This window comes from Allobosea sp. LC85 (assembly GCF_000735605.1).
Taxonomy (GTDB): domain Bacteria; phylum Pseudomonadota; class Alphaproteobacteria; order Rhizobiales; family Beijerinckiaceae; genus Allobosea.
On the sequence record NZ_JPKG01000027.1, the window covers coordinates 134,178 to 146,635 of the forward strand.

Here is a 12,458-nt window from a genome sequence, read left to right on the forward strand (position 1 = left end):
CTCGAGCGCTTCACGTGGCGCGAACGGATCGCGCATAAGACTCATGCGGGCCGTCTCCCGACCTTAAGGTGCGAAACGGCGTGCCGCTTCGCACCGGCACGCGCGCAACGTCCACTCGCCGGCGTGCCATGATGCGCAAGAGTGCAACGCTGACATGATCAGCGAGAAGCCGAGGCCGATGGTGATCGAGTAATCCATGATGGCTCCTCCCGCGAGAGCGCCCCCGGGAGGATGATGAACCTGTCATTGCCGGTACGCATCACCGGCAAAGGTGGATCACCTTCTGATGATGGTGCCCGAACCGGTATCGGTGAAGAGTTCGATCAGCGCCGCGTGCGGGATCTTTCCGTCGAGGATGACGACTGCCTCGACGCCCTTTTCAAGCGCGTAGATGCAGGTCTCGATCTTCGGGATCATGCCGCCGGAGATGGTGCCGTCCGCGATCAGACGGCGGCATTGTTCCACCGTCAGCTCCGGAATCAGATTCTTGTCCTTGTCGAGCACGCCGGGCACGTCGGTGAGCAGCAGCAGGCGCTTGGCGTTGAGCGCACCGGCAATCGCGCCTGCAAAGGTGTCGGCATTGACGTTGTAGGTCTGGCCGTCGGCGGCGGCACAGACCGGCGCCAGCACGGGAATCAGCTCCGCCTTCAGCACGGCCTCCAGCACGCTGATATTCACCGCTTCCGGCTCGCCGACAAAGCCGAGATCCAGCACCTGCTCGATCTTGGAATCGGGATCGACGACGGTGCGCGTCACCTTGCGGGCGGTCACCATATTGCCGTCCTTGCCGCAGAGCCCGATCGCCTTGCCGCCCTCGCGCGAGATGTAGCCGACGATCTCCTTGTTGACCGAGCCGGCCAGAACCATCTCGACGACATCGACGGTTGCCCGGTCGGTAACCCGCAGGCCCTGCTTGAACTCCGACTTGATGCCGAGCTTGTCGAGCATGCGGGCGATCTGCGGCCCGCCGCCATGGCAGACGACAGGCTTCAGGCCGGACTGTTCGAGCAGGACGATATCTTCGGCAAAATCCTCGGCGGTGGCCGCATCGCCCATGGCGTTGCCGCCATACTTGATCACGATGATTTCCTGATCGTAGCGCTGCATATGCGGCAGCGCCTGAACCAGAAGTTCTGCCGATTGCGACGGCGTCAGGTGGACGGCGGGATTGATCATCGGCAGGCTCCGCGGGACGCGAGGATCGCGCGCCGGGCCTTCTAGCCGAAGAATGGCCGGGGCGGAAGCCGGCGGGCGCGGTTCAGCTACGCCGCGCGAACAGGGCGGAGACGGTCAGCGCGAGCCAGCCGGCCAACATCAGGAAGCCACCGGCTGGCGCGGCGCCCGCGAAGAGCCGCTCCTCATAGAAGCCACGCCGGGTAAGATCGGCGGCAAAAAGCGCGACGCCGAGGATGATGACGGAGAGCGCGACACGCGCCAGCAAGTCGGCGAGCAGGCCGGCCTTGCGCGCAGCCGTCGCGCCCAGGATCACCGGGGCGTGGGTCAGCAGCATCTGGCCGGCGGTCTGGAGGCCGCTCGTGCCCGGACCATGCGCCGCTGCGGCCAGGAGCGTCACGCCGGCGAGGCCCATCAGCGCGGCCAGCGTGAGATGAATCTTCGCGGCGTTCATGGCAGCTGCGGTGCTCATGCCCGCTCCGCCAGCACGCGCGCGATCGCGGCGCGCAATTCCGGAATGCCGAGGCCCTTTTCGCTTGAGGTCAGCAACACCTCCGGGAAGGCGGCCGGCCGGCGCTTGATCTCGTCGAAGGTTGCTTCCTGCATGAACTGCTGGTCTGCCTTCTTGATCGCGTCGCCCTTGGTCAGCACGACCTGATAGGAGACGGCCGCCTTGTCGAGGGTCTCGAGTACCGCGCCGTCGAGATCCTTGATGCCGTGGCGGGCGTCGATCAGCACATAGACCCGCATCAGGTTGGAGCGGCCGCGCAGGTATTCGTGGATCAGATTGGTCCAGGCCGCGACCTTGTCGCGACCGACGGCGGCGTAGCCGTAGCCGGGCATGTCGACAATGGTCAGCCGCTCGTCATGGTCGACTTGGCGGAAGAAGTTGAGCTGTTGGGTGCGGCCGGGCGTATGCGAGGTCCGCGCCAGCGCATTGCGCCGCGTCAGGGCGTTGATCAGGCTCGACTTGCCGACATTGGAGCGGCCGGCAAAGGCGATCTCCTGGCCGACCATGGGTGGCAGGTCGTCGATCTTGGTCGAGGCCCAGACGAAATCCCAGGGACCTTCGAAGAGCTTGCGGGCGCTCTCGATCTCGTCCGGGGTGAAGGGGGCTGTCGTGCTTGTTGTCATGGGTCCTGCCTACACGGCGGCGCGCAAGGCGTCGATGTTGGCGCCGGCGATTGCACCGAGATTGCGGGCGATTGTCTCTGCATCCCAATCCCACCAGCGAATGGCGAGGAGCTCTGCGACCGTCTCGGCCGGGAAGCGCATCTTTACGATCCGGCCGGGATTGCCGACAACCACCGCATAGGGTGGTACATCGCGCGAGACCTGTGCCCGCGTCCCGATGATGGCGCCGTCGCCAACCGTCACGCCGGGCATGATCACCGCCTCGCGGCCGATCCAGACATCATTGCCGATCACCGTGTCGCCGCGCAGGCCGAGCTTGTCCTGCGTCATCTCGGGAGCGCCCTCGAATCCGAACATCTGGAAAGGGTAGGTCGAGAAGCCGCCCATCGGGTGGTTCGCGCCGTTCATGATGAACTGCGCCGCCTGGGCGATGGCGACGAATTTGCCGATGACCAGCCGGTCGCCGATGAAGTCGAAATGATAGCGCACGCAGCGGCCGACGAAATGCTCCGGCCCGCGCGAGTCGTCATAGTAGCTGTAGTCGCCGACCGCGATCAGCGGGTGGTCGACGACGGCCTTCAGGAAGGCCGTGCCCTTCCAGCCCGGGATCGGGTGAAGGGTCCGCGGATCGGGAAGCGGCATGGAAGCTCCCTTTCGAAAGCAGCGTGAATGAGGTCCAGAAAAGCAAAAGCCCCCCTCCCGAGGGAGAGGGGCGTCGCGTCGCAGCCTGGTGGCTTACTTCGCCTTGTTGCTGTTCGCCGGCTTTCCGGGCGCCGGCGTGGCGGCTGCCGCGGCCGGCTTCTTGCCGAACATGCCCTTCAGATTGTCGAACAATTCGATCTTCACGCCGTGCTTGCGCATGATGAAGCCCTGCTGGACGATCGAGAGCAGGTTGTTCCAGCTCCAGTAGATCACCAGGCCGGCCGGGAACGAGCCGAGCAGGAAGGTGAAGAACACCGGCATCCAGGTGAACATCATCTTCTGCACCGGGTCCGGCGGCTCCGGGTTCATCTTCATCTGGATGAACATCGTGATGCCCATGAAGATCGGCCAGGCGCCAATCATCAGCATGGCGGGCACGGCGAAGGGCAGCAGCCCGAACAGGTTGAAGACTGAGGTCGGATCGGGGGCGGCAAGATCCTTGATCCAGCCGAAGAACGGCGCGTGCCGCATTTCGATGGTGATGAACAGGATCTTGTAGAGCGCGAAGAAGACCGGGATCTGCACCAGCACCGGCCAGCAGCCGGCGAGCGGGTTGATCTTCTGGGTCTTGTACAGCTCCATCAGAGCCTGCTGCTGCTTCATCTTGTCGTCGGCGTAGCGCTCGCGAATGGCGAGCATCTCCGGCTGCACCGCCTTCATCTTCGCCATCGAGGCGTAGGACTTGTTGGCGAGCGGGAAGAACAGCGCCTTGAGCAGCACGGTGACGATCAGGATCGAGACGCCGAAATTGCCGACGTGCTTGTAGACCCAGTCCATCACGAAAAAGAGCGGCTTGGTGATGAAATAGAACCAGCCCCAGTCGATCATCAGCTCGAAGCGCTTGATGCCGAGATTCTTCTCGTAGCCGTCGATGGCGGCGACTTCCTTGGCGCCGGCGAAGAGCCGGGCATTGGCGGTCGCGCTGGCGCCCGGCGCCACGGTGACGGCCTCGCCGAGGAAATCGGCCTGGTAGGTGTGCGAATTGCCGGTCTGGACCGAGGAATAGCGCCCGTCATATTTGCGCTGCTGGTCGGGGATGACCGCGGCCGCCCAGTACTTGTCGGTGATGCCGAGGAAGCCGCCGACGGCATCCTTCCAGACCTTGCCGGTGGTGCCGGGCGAGAGTGCCGGTTCCTTGTCGATCTTGTCGTAGGTGTATTCCTGCAGGCCCTGCTCGCCGAGATTGCCGACAAGGCCCTCGTGCAGCACGTAGTAGCCGAGCGTGGGCGGCTTGCCGTGGCGAACCACCTGGCCGAACGGATACAGCGTGACCGGCGCACCGCCCTTGTTCTCGACCTCGTCGCGGATCGAGAACATGGCGTTGTCGTCGACCGTGATCATGCGCTTGAACAGCAGGCCCTGGCCATTGTCCCAGGTCAGCGTCAGCGGCGTACCGGGGCGGAGCACTTGCGCGTCCGCGGTCCAGATGGTCGTCGCGTTCGGCAGCGCGACATTGGCGCCGGGTGCGGCGACCCAGCCGAAATCGGAATAATAGGCGTTCGGTCCGCCGAGCGGCGAGAGCAGCACGATGTTCGGGCTGCTGCGGTCTACGGTCTCGTGATAGGCCCTGAGCGAGACATCGTCGATGCGCGCGCCAGTGAGCGAGATGGAGCCGGCAATCTTGGGCGTGTCGATCTTGACGCGCGGACCACGGGCGAGCGCCTGCCCGCGGGTCTCGACAGCAGCAACCGCCTGGGCCGTGCCGGGAGCGGCGGTCGCTGCCGGTTGGCCCGGAACGGTCGCCGGCGCCGGAGCAGCTGACGAGCCGGGCTGAGCCGTCTGGCTCTGTGCCTGCTGGCTCTGCTGCGCGGCCTGCTTCTGCTTTTCCATCTGCGGCACGCCGTAGAAGAACTGCCAGCCGAGCAGCACGACCACCGACAGGGTGATCGCCAGAAGCAGGTTGCGATTGTCTTCTTTCATCATGACCGGAAACGGATCTCGCTGAATGCCCTGAGGGGCTTTTGGCCTAAGGCTGGGAACGGGTGCCACCACTGGTGGGGCGCTTGTCGGTCGGCCTGCGGCCGGGTTTTGCGGGTCTGGCGCGATCGAGCGCGACGGAAAGATCGGCGATCAGCGCAGAAAACGAAGCTGTCAGCACCTCGCGCCGGGCAACGATCACGAGATCGCAGGGCCGGTCGGCCTGGGCGGCAAGGGCTTGTTCCGCGGCGGCGCGCAGGCGGCGGCGGATGCGGTTGCGCTCGACGGCATCGCCGACCTTGCGGGAGGCGGTCAGGCCGAGGCGCAGGCCATGACGGCCTTCTTCACCCGCGGCGTCGCGCACCTGCGCCGTGAAGGCAGGCGAACGAAAACGGCGGCCATGCTCGGCCGCCGCCAGAAACTGTTTGCGTTCGGTCAGACGGGCGTGGCGCATGGCGATGGGCCTGTCTTCCGGAAACGGCGCGTGCAGGTCACGCGCCGGTCGCTCAGGCCGACAGGCGCTTGCGGCCATGTGCCCGGCGGGCGGCGATGACCTTGCGGCCACCCTTGGTCGCCATACGGGCGCGGTAACCGTGGCGGCGCTTGCGAACCAGCTTGCTGGGTTGATAGGTTCTTTTCACGGTCCGTCTCCGGGGCCTTGTTCCGGCATGGCGACCGGGTTCCCGCAGGGGAAAATCGGCCGGCCAAGCCTGTCATGCAAAAGGGGCGGCGCCGCCCGGAAGGCTGCGCAGGTCGCGGGCTTATGGCGGAAGGGCGTGGGCGAGTCAATGCCGAAGGCGCATGCTGCGACGATGCCGCGCGGATCGACAGGCTCGGCTGCCTAACCGGAGTGTGCTTCGAGGGTGTTTACCATCCGTGCTGCGACGCAGCCGGCCAGCAGAAGACCTCCAACGGCGAGCGCCGGAAAGTCGTCCTCGACGAATATGCCGATCAGCAGGGCAGGCTGCTTCATCGGGCTGGCTCTGTGGCGGGACGGCAGGCGCCCGGTGCTGGCTGAGCGGCTGGTCCGGTCGGAGACGATACCTTGACGCTTATGCGCAAAATCTCGTCGCGGCGCAGGCAAGATCACTTCGCGGCGCAGGATGGAAAATCGCCCGGTTGAACTGCGCGACAAGGCGTAGCTCCTGCTTGCGCTCTCGATCGACATGCACGATATAGCGCCCGGGAGGTTGGCGAGGGACGTCTCACTCGCCAACCGGGTCAGGTCCGGAAGGAAGCAGCCCTAACGAGACCGAACGGGTCTTCGTCCAGCCTCCCACTTAGCGGCTGCCTTGCGCGCCGCTCCCGCCCGGCCAGGCCTTGGATCCAGGGCCTTGGATCCAAGCCTTGGACTAAGGTCGCTCCTGCCTCGTCCCGGCCGGAGTATTGCAAGTCCGGCGTTGACCGTCGCCTCCCGATTGGCGAAAGCATGCGGATGACCGACGAGACCGCCGCTGCCGATTCCGTTGAAGAGCTGGGCTTCCCCGGCCTCGCGCCAGCGCCCGTCGCGACCGCGGCCCCCTATCGGGTGCTTGCGCGCAAATACCGTCCGGCCCATTTCGGCGACCTGATCGGCCAGGACGCGATGGTGCGTACCTTGACCAACGCCTTCGCTGCCGGCCGCATCCCGCAGGCGTGGATGCTGACGGGCGTCCGCGGTGTCGGCAAGACGACCACGGCCCGCATTCTGGCTCGTGCCTTGAATTTCCAGAGCGCGGACGGTTCGGGTGGGCCGACCACCGATCTCTCGCGTTTCGGCGTGCATTGCCGCGAAATCATCGAGGGCAGGCATATCGACGTGATGGAGATCGACGCCGCCTCGAACAACGGCGTCGACAATATCCGCCAGATCAACGACAGCGTGCGCTATGCGCCGGTCTCCGCGCGCTACAAGGTCTACATCATCGACGAAGTGCACATGATGACCGGGGCGGCGTTCAATGCCTTCCTGAAGACGCTGGAAGAGCCGCCGCCGCACGCAAAGTTCATCTTCGCCACGACCGAGATCCGCAAGGTGCCGGTGACGGTGCTGTCGCGCTGCCAGCGTTTCGATTTGCGCCGGGTCGATGGCAATCTGCTCGTCGGTCATCTCTCGAACATCTGCAAGGCCGAAGGGGTCGACGCTGAGGAGGAGGCGCTCGGCGCGGTTGCCCGCGCTGCCGAAGGCTCGGTTCGCGATTCTCTCTCGATCCTCGACCAGGCCATCGCCCATGCGGCCGGCCGAATCACGCTCGAGGATGTGCGTTCCATGCTCGGCCTCGCCGATCGGGCCCGCGTCATCGACCTGTTCGAGTCGGTGATGAAGGGCGATATCGCGGCGGCGCTCGGTGAACTCAGGGCGCAGTATGATGCCGGTGCCGATCCGGTCGTGGTGCTGACCGATCTCGCCGAGTTCACCCATCTGGTGACGCGTCTGAAACTCGTGCCGGAAGCCGCCAGGGATAACGGCCTGAGCCAGGCGGAGCGCGTGCGCGGCGGTGATTTCGCGGCTCGCCTGTCGGTGCGCGTGCTGGCTCGCGCCTGGCAGATGCTGTTGCGCGGTATGGCCGAGGTGAAACAGGCCGACAGGCCGGTGATGGCGGCCGAGATGGTGCTGGTCCGCCTGACCCATGCAGCCGACCTGCCGACGCCTGACGAGGCCATGCGGATGCTGCGGGACGGCAATGGCTCTCCCGCTGGTGCCGGCAATGGCGCGGGGCAAGCCGCGCCGCGTCCGCCCTCCGGCGGGGGTAACACGGCGCTTGCTGCACGGCCTGTGCTCGCCAGCGCCAACCCCGCGCCTGCTGCCGCCCCGCGTGCGGTTGCGGCCCCTGCCGTGCTCGTCGCCTCGATCGAAGATATCGTCGCGCTCGCTTCGCAGAATCGCGACATCACCTTGAAGATTGCACTCGAGCGCGATGTGCGGCCCGTCCGCTTCGAGCAGGGGCGGATCGAGTTCGCCCTTGTCGAAGGTGGTTCGCGCACGCTCGCCAATGATCTGTCGCGCCGTCTCAAGGAGTGGACCGGACAGACCTGGATGGTCGTCATCGTCAATGCCGACGGAGGCGCGACACTGCGCGAGCAGGCCGTTGCCGCCAAGGACCAGCGCGAGAGCGATGCCGCCGCGCATCCTGCCGTGAAAGCGGTGCTCGAGCGCTTTCCCGGCGCCCGCATTGTCAATGTGCGCGATCCGCGGGCTGCCGAGGCGCAATCCTCGGATTCGGCCGGCGATGACTATCTGCCTGATGCCGAGCCGTTGTTCGACGACAGCGAGCCGGATTTCGACGGCATCGATTTCTGACACTTTCGCAGACGGAGAGACACCATGCGCGACATGATGGGCCTGATGAAGCAGGCGCAGCAGATGCAGCAGAAGATGGCCGATGTTCAGGCCGAGCTCGACATGATCGAGGTCGAGGGCGCTTCCGGCGGCGGCATGGTCACCGTGACGATGACCGCCAAGGGGGCGCTCAAGTCGGTCAGGATCGACCCGAGCCTGATGATGGCCGATGAGCGCGAGATCCTCGAGGATCTGATCGTCGCGGCCAGCACCGACGCCCGCGTCCGCGCCGAGCGCGTCATGCAGGAGCGCATGGCTGAGATCACCAAGGGCCTGCCGATCCCGCCCGGCATGAAACTGTTCTGAGCCTCAAGCCCCGCATGTCACGCGCCATTGCCGGCCCCGAGATCGAGCGGCTGATCCAGCTCCTCGCCAAGCTGCCGGGCCTCGGGCCCCGGTCGGCCCGGCGCGCTGCCCTGCATCTCGTCAAGAAGCGCGAGCAGCTTCTGGGCCCGCTCGCCGAGGCCATGGCGACGGCGCGCGAGCGCATCGTCGTCTGCACGACCTGCGGCAATATCGATACCAGCAATCCCTGCTCGGTCTGTCGCGACGCTCGCCGCGACGATGGATTGATCGTCGTCGTCGCCGACGTCTCGGACCTATGGGCGCTCGAGCGCTCGGGCGCTGTTTCGGGCCGCTATCATGTTCTGGGCGGCGTGCTCTCGGCGCTCGACGGCATCCGGCCCGAGCACCTGACGCTCGATGCGTTGGTGGCCCGTGCCTCCGATCCGGCCGTGAAGGAGGTCATCCTGGCGCTCAACGCCACGGTCGACGGGCAGACCACGGCGCATTTCATCACCGATCTGCTTGCCCATTTTCCGGTCAAGGTGACGAAGCTCGCCCATGGCGTGCCGGTCGGCGGCGAGCTCGACTATCTCGACGACGGCACGCTCGCAGCCGCCATTCGCCAGCGCACGGGCTTCTGATCCGGGCTTCCGGCCGTCAGAACTTGTAGCTCAGGCTTGTGCGGACACTGTGCAGCGTCGAATCCTGATCGGTCGTCACGCCAAGGAAGGCGCCCTGCGCCAGGCGGCTGAACCGGCCGAAATCGGTGTAGCGATATTCGAGGCCGGCGATCAGGTGGTCGGTCAGGGCAAAGGAAAGGCCGCCGCCCACGCTCCAGCCCGTGCGTGATGTCTGGGCGCCGTCACGCGCTCCCGAGGTCGGATCGAACAGGTGCTGGTCGAACTCGGTGAAGGTCGCGCCACCTGTGGCGTAGATCATGAAGCGGTCCATCGCAAAGCCCAGGCGACCACGCACCGAGGCCTGCCAGTCGCGCTTCACCTCGCCGATGCCGAGGGAATGGTTGAAGCGACCATCGCTGTTCAGGGCCTCGACATCGCCTTCGACGCCCACGACAAAGGAGCCGAACTGGTAGTTGAAGCCGGCATGGCCGCCGCCGAGCACCGAATCGGTATCGGAGGAGAAGGCTGCGCCGATGCCGTTGGCGGCGACGAAGCGAGTGCGATCCGAGCCCCAAGAATAACCGATCTGACCGCCGGCATAGAACCCGGTCCAGGAAAAGAATTCCGGCAGCGCTGGCGCCGGCGGCAGGGTACTCTTGCGATAAGGCATGTCCGCCGCGGACGCCGCACCGCCAGCCAGAAGGGCGAGGCTCGCAAGGCCGGCTTTCAGGAACATCTTCATCGCAGGTCTCTGCATGTCGTTCGCCGATCGGGAGGCCAGATGCGGTGCCTCCGGTCATCCAGGACGAGGAGGCCGCAAGCCTTTGCTGGCGCGTTTGAAGTGCGCGCTTTCTGGCCTTGATTAGGAACTGTTAAGGTTAACAAACGGATAAGCGACCTCGGGAGGCCCCCGCGCAGGGAACAAACTCTCTGACCGTCCGGTTTGCCCTAGGCTGGTGCCAGGCCGCGTGTCGACCCACCGTGGCGGAGACTTTTCATGGCCTTCTTGAAACGCATCACGGGCGCGGCAGGCGCGGGGGTGGCGTTGGGCTATGTGGCCGAGGCGATCTCGCGTTGGCGTGCGCGGCCTTCGCGGAAGGAGGTTGCACGCGGCCGCGACGCGGCTTCGCCGCTCGAGATGACCTGGCTTGGCTGGAAGGATGTCCTGCTGCGTTTTGCCGGCAATGTCGCCGATAACCGCCTCAGTTCGCTGGCCGGCGCGGTCGCGTTCTTCACCTTGCTTTCGCTGGTCCCGGCGCTCGCGCTCCTTGTCGCGCTGTACCGCTATTTCACCGACCCGCTGACCATCGCCGGCCAGCTGGACAGTCTCACCACGGTCCTTCCGGCCGCCGCACGCGAGCTGATCCGGGAGCAGGCGATGCGGCTTGCGACGCAATCCACTGCCGGCCTCTCCCTCGCCGTTCTGATCAGTCTGCTCGTGGCGGCCTGGAGTGCGAACGCCGCAGTGAAGGCGGTCTTCGATGCGCTCAACATCATCTATCGCGAGCGGGAGAAGCGCAGCTTCTTCAGGCTGAACCTGATCTCGCTGCTGACCACACTCAGCGGGGTCGTGCTGCTGATGGCGGCCCTGATCGCCATCGCCATCCTGCCGGTCATCTCCGCCTTCTTCCCGTTCCACTACGAGCTCGAGCAACTGGTCCGGTTGGTGCGCTGGCCGACTTTTGTCGTGATGGCGACGCTGGCAATCGCCTGCCTCTACTGGATTGGGCCGAGTCGGCGACCGCCGCGCTTCGCCTGGGTCATGCCCGGCGCCATCGCCGCCTCGCTGCTCTGGGCAGCCGCCTCATGGGCCTTCTCCTGGTATGTCGGCACGCTCGGCAATTACACGACTACCTATGGCTCGCTCTCGACGGTGGTGGTCTTCATGACCTGGCTTTGGCTGTCGGCGATGATCGTGCTCGCCGGGGCCGAACTCAATGCCGAGCTCGAGCATCAGACCGAGCGCGACACCACGATTGGCCGACCCAAGCCGCTCGGTCGCCGCGGCGCGACCATGGCGGACAGGGTCGGCGCCGCCATGGCGGACGAGTAGGCGATGCTGGATCCCGGCGGCGCGCGCCAGAGCGACCTGCACAGGGGCTCGAGTCCCTGGCGGGCAGGTGCTCCACCCGGCGAGACGCTTGCCCCAGCGCCTTCCATCCCCGTGATACGGTCCGGCTCGCGGCTGGGGAGGTCGGGCTAGCGTATCCCGCGCGAGCGGGCGGGCTTGCCGGGCTCGCTCGCGCCCTGCTTGATGGCAGAGAGAAGCCTTGGTTCTCTCATTTCGCGAAAGACCGGCGGGAACCGGCCTGATGTCGGGTGACATTGCGCCACTGCAATCTTGGTCTTGCCATGCCAAGGGGCGACAATGGCTCGGATTATTGCCATTTGAAGGTCGCGGCGGTCATCGGGCCGTATCAAGTTCGGAGGCGGCGATGCTTACGGTACAGGACAAGGTTTCGTCACCGGTACGGCTGGAGGCCTATGACGCGCCTTATCATATTGGTGCGGTGTCGTTGCGGGTGAGCGATCTGCCGCGCCTGACGGACTTCTATCGCGATGCGATCGGGCTGGCGCTGATCTCGGAAGAGCCCGGTCTCTCGGTGCTTGGCGTCGACGGCGTACCGCTGGTGCGGCTCGAAGCGGGTGCGAGCGCGCCGACATCGGCCGCCGGCCTCTTCCATCTCGCGCTCCTGCTGCCCTCGCGTGGCGACCTCGCCAACTGGCTGGCGCACGCGGCCAGGACCCGCGTGCCGCTGGAAGGCGCCTCCAACCATCTCGTCAGCGAGGCACTTTACCTCTCTGATCCGGAGGGTAACGGCATCGAGATCTATCGTGATCGCAGCCGGCCGGAATGGCCGCGTCTCGACGGCGGCGCCATCAAGATGTCGACCGACCGGCTCGATCTCGACCAGCTTTTGCGTGAGTCGGACGGAGCCGAATATTCCGGCATGCCGAGTGGCACGGGCATGGGGCATGTTCATTTGCGCGTCGGCGATACCGCCCACGCGGAGGGCTTCTATCGCGATGGGCTCGGCTTTGACGTGATGGTGCATTATCCCGGCGCCAGCTTCCTCGCGACCGGCGGCTACCACCACCATATCGCCGTCAATGTCTGGGGCAGTCGGGGGGCAGGCATACGCGCTGACGGCGACGCGGGGCTAGCGAGCTTCGAGCTCGTTGCCGCTGACGACCAGGCCTTCGCAGCGATGCGGACGCGGATGATCGCTGCCGGCGGCCGCGATCAGGTCGGCACCGTCACGGTCGCCGATCCCTGGAATAATCGTCTGATCCTGCGCCGCTAGAGC

General features: G+C 65.8%; 14 protein-coding genes and 1 other RNA gene. 6 read left to right on the forward strand and 9 right to left on the reverse strand.

What is annotated here, in order from left to right; translation table 11 throughout:
* Positions 1-276: 276 nt before the first annotated feature.
* The 8 genes from argB to FG93_RS31800 form a co-directional block, all read right to left on the reverse strand.
* Positions 277-1,176, reverse strand: coding sequence for an acetylglutamate kinase (gene argB / locus FG93_RS12785; protein WP_043234901.1), 900 nt, complete (start codon positions 1,174-1,176; stop codon positions 277-279).
* Between the two features lie 82 nt (positions 1,177-1,258).
* On the reverse strand, positions 1,259-1,645 hold the full coding sequence (locus FG93_RS12790) for a DUF423 domain-containing protein (protein ID WP_244448599.1): 387 nt from the start codon (positions 1,643-1,645) through the stop codon (positions 1,259-1,261).
* Positions 1,642-2,307, reverse strand: a complete 666-nt coding sequence (gene yihA, locus FG93_RS12795; RefSeq protein ID WP_043234904.1) for a ribosome biogenesis GTP-binding protein YihA/YsxC — start codon at positions 2,305-2,307, stop codon at positions 1,642-1,644. The genes FG93_RS12790 and yihA overlap by 4 nt, the downstream gene beginning before the upstream one ends.
* 9 nt (positions 2,308-2,316) lie before the next feature.
* On the reverse strand, positions 2,317-2,949 hold the full coding sequence (locus tag FG93_RS12800; RefSeq protein ID WP_043234905.1) for a CatB-related O-acetyltransferase: 633 nt from the start codon (positions 2,947-2,949) through the stop codon (positions 2,317-2,319).
* Between the two features lie 93 nt (positions 2,950-3,042).
* Positions 3,043-4,929: a membrane protein insertase YidC gene (yidC, locus tag FG93_RS12805; protein ID WP_043235111.1), complete on the reverse strand. Its 1,887-nt coding sequence runs from the start codon at positions 4,927-4,929 to the stop codon at positions 3,043-3,045.
* A gap of 46 nt (positions 4,930-4,975) precedes the next feature.
* Complete coding sequence (rnpA, locus tag FG93_RS12810; protein WP_152579420.1) at positions 4,976-5,458, reverse strand: ribonuclease P protein component; 483 nt, start codon at positions 5,456-5,458, stop codon at positions 4,976-4,978.
* Positions 5,433-5,567, reverse strand: a complete 135-nt coding sequence (rpmH, locus tag FG93_RS12815; protein WP_038364779.1) for a 50S ribosomal protein L34 — start codon at positions 5,565-5,567, stop codon at positions 5,433-5,435. The genes rnpA and rpmH overlap by 26 nt, the downstream gene beginning before the upstream one ends.
* 200 nt (positions 5,568-5,767) lie before the next feature.
* The gene (locus tag FG93_RS31800; protein WP_081881506.1) at positions 5,768-6,094 is read right to left on the reverse strand and encodes a hypothetical protein; all 327 of its coding nucleotides are present in this window, start codon (positions 6,092-6,094) and stop codon (positions 5,768-5,770) included.
* 16 nt (positions 6,095-6,110) lie between these two features.
* Between FG93_RS31800 and ffs the strand changes: the two genes are divergently transcribed.
* The 4 genes from ffs (at position 6,111) to recR (ending at position 9,171) form a co-directional block, all read left to right on the forward strand.
* Positions 6,111-6,207: signal recognition particle sRNA small type (ffs, locus tag FG93_RS31805), an RNA gene on the forward strand.
* 154 nt (positions 6,208-6,361) lie between these two features.
* The gene (locus tag FG93_RS12825; protein WP_043234909.1) at positions 6,362-8,206 is read left to right on the forward strand and encodes a DNA polymerase III subunit gamma/tau; all 1,845 of its coding nucleotides are present in this window, start codon (positions 6,362-6,364) and stop codon (positions 8,204-8,206) included.
* A 24-nt stretch (positions 8,207-8,230) separates the two neighbouring features.
* On the forward strand, positions 8,231-8,551 hold the full coding sequence (locus tag FG93_RS12830; protein WP_043234910.1) for a YbaB/EbfC family nucleoid-associated protein: 321 nt from the start codon (positions 8,231-8,233) through the stop codon (positions 8,549-8,551).
* Between the two features lie 14 nt (positions 8,552-8,565).
* Complete coding sequence (recR, locus tag FG93_RS12835) at positions 8,566-9,171, forward strand: recombination mediator RecR (protein ID WP_043234911.1); 606 nt, start codon at positions 8,566-8,568, stop codon at positions 9,169-9,171.
* A 16-nt stretch (positions 9,172-9,187) separates the two neighbouring features.
* Here recR and FG93_RS12840 read toward each other — a convergent pair whose 3' ends face one another.
* Positions 9,188-9,907 carry an outer membrane protein gene (locus FG93_RS12840; protein ID WP_081881507.1) on the reverse strand — a complete coding sequence of 240 codons (720 nt, stop codon included), beginning with the start codon at positions 9,905-9,907 and terminating at the stop codon, positions 9,188-9,190.
* Positions 9,908-10,147: 240 nt separating this feature from the next.
* Between FG93_RS12840 and FG93_RS12845 the strand changes: the two genes are divergently transcribed.
* Entirely contained in the window at positions 10,148-11,203 is a 1,056-nt protein-coding gene (locus tag FG93_RS12845) for a YihY/virulence factor BrkB family protein (protein WP_052513700.1), read from the forward strand.
* 382 nt (positions 11,204-11,585) lie between these two features.
* The gene (locus tag FG93_RS12850; RefSeq protein ID WP_052513701.1) at positions 11,586-12,455 is read left to right on the forward strand and encodes a VOC family protein; all 870 of its coding nucleotides are present in this window, start codon (positions 11,586-11,588) and stop codon (positions 12,453-12,455) included.
* The last annotated feature ends 3 nt before the right edge of the window (positions 12,456-12,458 follow it).

Bases quoted from the DNA above. Each gene is read 5' to 3' on its own strand.
- argB (WP_043234901.1), bottom strand. From the start codon at position 1,176: ATGATCAATCCCGCCGTCCACCTGACGCCGTCGCAATCGGCAGAACTT.
- FG93_RS12790 (WP_244448599.1), bottom strand. From the start codon at position 1,645: ATGAGCACCGCAGCTGCCATGAACGCCGCGAAGATTCATCTCACGCTG.
- yihA (WP_043234904.1), bottom strand. From the start codon at position 2,307: ATGACAACAAGCACGACAGCCCCCTTCACCCCGGACGAGATCGAGAGC.
- FG93_RS12800 (WP_043234905.1), bottom strand. From the start codon at position 2,949: ATGCCGCTTCCCGATCCGCGGACCCTTCACCCGATCCCGGGCTGGAAG.
- yidC (WP_043235111.1), bottom strand. From the start codon at position 4,929: ATGAAAGAAGACAATCGCAACCTGCTTCTGGCGATCACCCTGTCGGTG.
- rnpA (WP_152579420.1), bottom strand. From the start codon at position 5,458: ATGGCCGCAAGCGCCTGTCGGCCTGAGCGACCGGCGCGTGACCTGCAC.
- FG93_RS31800 (WP_081881506.1), bottom strand. From the start codon at position 6,094: ATGTCGATCGAGAGCGCAAGCAGGAGCTACGCCTTGTCGCGCAGTTCA.
- FG93_RS12825 (WP_043234909.1), top strand. From the start codon at position 6,362: ATGACCGACGAGACCGCCGCTGCCGATTCCGTTGAAGAGCTGGGCTTC.
- FG93_RS12830 (WP_043234910.1), top strand. From the start codon at position 8,231: ATGCGCGACATGATGGGCCTGATGAAGCAGGCGCAGCAGATGCAGCAG.
- recR (WP_043234911.1), top strand. From the start codon at position 8,566: ATGTCACGCGCCATTGCCGGCCCCGAGATCGAGCGGCTGATCCAGCTC.
- FG93_RS12840 (WP_081881507.1), bottom strand. From the start codon at position 9,907: ATGCAGAGACCTGCGATGAAGATGTTCCTGAAAGCCGGCCTTGCGAGC.
- FG93_RS12845 (WP_052513700.1), top strand. From the start codon at position 10,148: ATGGCCTTCTTGAAACGCATCACGGGCGCGGCAGGCGCGGGGGTGGCG.
- FG93_RS12850 (WP_052513701.1), top strand. From the start codon at position 11,586: ATGCTTACGGTACAGGACAAGGTTTCGTCACCGGTACGGCTGGAGGCC.